The following is a 3771-nucleotide window of genomic DNA, read 5'->3' on the forward strand; positions in this document are numbered from 1 at the left end:
TTTGTTTCGTTCACTAGCTAAGCTAGCTACTAAAAAATTTATTGATTACGTTTTGCTTGTTCAGTTTTCAAGGTTCATAGCGTTGTCGAAACAGACAACTGTTTAATCTTATCAAACAACCAAGAGGTTGTCAATACTTTTTTTGGAGCGGGTGATGAGAATCGAACTCACGACATCAGCTTGGAAGGCTGAGGTTTTACCATTAAACTACACCCGCATTATTTTTAAAAAATATGGCGCGCCCGGCAGGAGTCGAACCCACAACCTTCTGATCCGTAGTCAGACGCTCTATCCAATTGAGCTACGGGCGCATATGAATTAATTAACTTTGCAATTGACTTTGGTGCGGCCGAGAGGACTTGAACCTCCACGGGGTTGCCCCCACTAGGCCCTCAACCTAGCGCGTCTGCCGTTCCGCCACGACCGCATTCAATTAGTAACTTTCTTATCATACTATACATCAATAGAAAGTCAACCTTTTTCTTAAAAGAGATGAGCCATGAAGGACTCGAACCTTCGACCCTCTGATTAAAAGTCAGATGCTCTACCAACTGAGCTAATGGCTCAAATTAAGAAATGAATGGCTGGGGTACTAGGATTCGAACCTAGGCATGACGGAATCAAAATCCGTTGCCTTACCGCTTGGCTATACCCCAATAAGTGGCGGTCCCGACCGGGATCGAACCGGCGATCTCCTGCGTGACAGGCAGGCATGTTAACCGCTACACCACGGGACCAATATTATTAGCAAAGTAAATTATGAAAATGACCCCTACGGGATTCGAACCCGTGTTACCGCCGTGAAAGGGCGGTGTCTTAACCACTTGACCAAGGGGCCATGGCTCCGAAGGCAGGACTCGAACCTGCGACAACCTGATTAACAGTCAGGTGCTACTACCAACTGAGCTACTTCGGAATAATGAATGTTATGTTGTCGTCGTTATCTTGTCGACTTTTACTATTATAGGGATAACTCAACAATACGTCAATCTTTTTTTAATATTTTTTTACTCTAATAATTTAAGCCTGCCCAAACACTTGCTACAACAGTACTTTTCAACATTCATTTTAATTTTTCTTACATATAATTGCTGGCAATTAGTACATGTATAGGTGTAGCGTCGTTGTTTTTTTATAGATGATTTAGAAGTATGTAACGCCGAACAGAAACGAGGTGCCTTTACTTTATTTAATAGTTCCCTGAATTCTTTATCCCGATGCTGATACCCCTTACCTTCAATATGTAAATGGTAATGACACAGTTCATGAAGTATAATGCCTTGAATTTCCTTAATACCATATAATTCAAAAGCTTTTGGATTGATCTCAATATTGTGCGTTTGTAAAAGATATCGTCCGCCCGTTGAACGTAATCTTCCATTAAAATAAGCTTGGTGTATAAATGGTTTTTGAAAACTTTCCAAAGAAATTCGACATACAAGCTGTTGTAGTTCCTCATTGTCCAACTTGATCACCTCCAACAACAAGAATACCACACTGTGTAGTATGCACAGCGTGGTAAAAATTTATTACTTAATCTATTAATTGATTTTTAGGAGGGAGCATTGTTAAAGAAATCCGCCCTTTACTAACATCAATCTGTTCTACCCAAACGGTTACAATATCTCCTAACGCCACAACTTCTAATGGATGTTTAATGCGTTTATTTTGAAGTTTTGAAATGTGCACAAGTCCATCTTGCTTCACACCAATATCAACAAAAGCTCCAAAGTCTACTACATTTCGCACAGTTCCCTGTAGCTCCATACCAACTTTTAAATCTTCCATTTTCAATACATCTGTTTTCAGCAATGGCTGTGGGAACGCATCACGTGGATCACGGCTTGGCTTCATCAAAGTATCTACAATATCTTGAATCGTTACAACACCAATCTCTAGTACTCCACTTAATTGTTGAATATCCAAAGCAGCAATAGCTTCTTCCGCCTTTTTCGTTCCAAGTTCTTTTTTATCGATCTTTGCCTCTGCTAAAATCTGTTCTGCAAGATGATAGCTTTCAGGGTGGATGCCCGTAGCATCAAATGGATTTTTCGCCTCAGAGATACGTAAGAAACCAATGGCTTGTTCATAAGTTTTCGCACCCAATCTTGGAATTTTCTTTAACTGTACACGGGTAGTGAATTGACCATTCTCTTCTCGAACCTTCACGATATTTTCTGCAACTGTTTTAGATAACCCAGAAACGTATTGTAAAAGTGATGAAGAGGCCGTGTTTACATCAACTCCCACTTGGTTAACTGCTGTTTCTACTATAAATGTTAATGATTCATTTAATTTCTTTTGAGAAACATCATGCTGATACTGCCCCACTCCAACTGCTTTTGGTTCAATCTTCACTAGCTCTGATAAAGGATCTTGTAAGCGTCGGGCAATAGACACGGCACTTCGTTGCTCAACCTGTAAATCAGGGAATTCAGCCCGAGCAATATCCGATGCTGAGTACACAGATGCTCCCGCTTCATTAACAATAACGTAGGCTACGTCCGTAGTTAACTCGTTTAATACATCAACAATGAATTGTTCAGTTTCACGGGAGGCTGTCCCATTACCAATAGCAATTATACTTATTGGGTATTTTGCTAAGATTGCTTTTACAACAGCTTTCGATTTTGCCACATCTGGTTTAGGTGGATGTGGATAGATAGCTGTAACCTCTAGCATTTTCCCTGTTTCATCGACAACTGCTAATTTACAGCCGGTACGATAAGCTGGGTCAACGCCCAAGACATATTTGCCTTTCATAGGTGGTTGTAATAGTAGATTACGTAAGTTTGCAGAGAAAATATGAATAGCCTGTGTTTCTGCTTTTTCAGTAAGCTCATTACGTATTTCTCTTTCTATAGAAGGTTGAATTAAACGCTTGTACGAATCTTCGATAGCAAGCTTCACTTCAGCAATAGCAGGAGATGTTCCCGTTGCTGGTATCCATTCTTTCCACATGATCATCAATACGCGATCCACTGGAACATGTATCGAAACTTTTAATACATCTTCTTTTTCCCCACGATTTATCGCTAAAATACGATGCGGAACAATTCGATTTACAGGCTCCTCATACTCGTAGTACATTTCAAATACATTTTTCTCATCTATTTCTGCATTTTTCACACTCGTTACAAGTACGCCATCTTTCAATGAATACGTACGAATTTTCTCACGAATAGCAGCATCATCAGCAAAGCGTTCTGCTAAAATATCTCTCGCTCCTGCTAGCGCGTCTTCAGCATTAGCTACTTGATCATTATCGACGAATTTAATAGCTAGTTGCTCCAGTGGATCATGACTAAAAGCTACTAAAAGATCTGCCAGTGGTTCTAAGCCCTTTTCTTTTGCAATAGTGGCCTTAGTACGACGCTTTTGCTTGTAAGGTCTATATAAATCCTCTACACGCTGAAGTACTGTTGCTGAAAGAATCGATTTTTCTAATTCTGGTGTAAGCTTATCTTGCTCATGGATTAATCGAATAACTTCTTCTTTCCGTTGTTCGAGCTGCTGTATGTAATGATAACGATCCTCTACAGCTTTAATTTGCACCTCATCCAGAGATCCCGTTACTTCTTTTCGATAACGCGCAATAAACGGAACTGTATTTCCTTCTTCTAATAATTTAATAACAGCATCAACTTGCCCTGGTTTAACCGCTACATCTTTTGCAATGAGCTGTAACATTTGCTTTTGTTCCACACCATCACTACCTTTTTCTTTTCATTTTACCATTACACATTACTAAAAATGCAAAAAAATAGTCTA

Annotated in this window: 2 protein-coding genes and 8 tRNA genes; all 10 read right to left on the reverse strand. The window is 39.7% G+C overall.

Annotated elements, in window-relative coordinates:
• Positions 1-143: 143 nt before the first annotated feature.
• A tRNA-Gly gene (locus PI85_RS23275) sits at positions 144-217 on the reverse strand.
• A gap of 17 nt (positions 218-234) precedes the next feature.
• A tRNA-Arg gene (locus tag PI85_RS23280) sits at positions 235-311 on the reverse strand.
• Positions 312-341: 30 nt separating this feature from the next.
• A tRNA-Leu gene (locus PI85_RS23285) sits at positions 342-427 on the reverse strand.
• 66 nt (positions 428-493) lie between these two features.
• Positions 494-566: transfer RNA gene (locus PI85_RS23290), tRNA-Lys, on the reverse strand.
• Between the two features lie 15 nt (positions 567-581).
• A tRNA-Gln gene (locus tag PI85_RS23295) sits at positions 582-656 on the reverse strand.
• A 5-nt stretch (positions 657-661) separates the two neighbouring features.
• Positions 662-737, reverse strand: a tRNA-Asp gene (locus tag PI85_RS23300).
• Positions 738-766: 29 nt separating this feature from the next.
• Positions 767-838, reverse strand: a tRNA-Glu gene (locus PI85_RS23305).
• A gap of 1 nt (position 839) precedes the next feature.
• Positions 840-916, reverse strand: a tRNA-Asn gene (locus PI85_RS23310).
• A gap of 91 nt (positions 917-1007) precedes the next feature.
• Positions 1008-1466: a SprT family protein gene (locus tag PI85_RS23315; protein WP_036121005.1), complete on the reverse strand. Its 459-nt coding sequence runs from the start codon at positions 1464-1466 to the stop codon at positions 1008-1010.
• A 67-nt stretch (positions 1467-1533) separates the two neighbouring features.
• Entirely contained in the window at positions 1534-3705 is a 2172-nt protein-coding gene (locus PI85_RS23320) for a Tex family protein (RefSeq protein WP_036121008.1), read from the reverse strand.
• Between the last annotated feature and the right edge of the window lie 66 nt (positions 3706-3771).

The sequence above is a fragment of the Lysinibacillus sp. A1 genome, from assembly GCF_000801965.1.
Taxonomy (GTDB): domain Bacteria; phylum Bacillota; class Bacilli; order Bacillales_A; family Planococcaceae; genus Lysinibacillus; species Lysinibacillus fusiformis.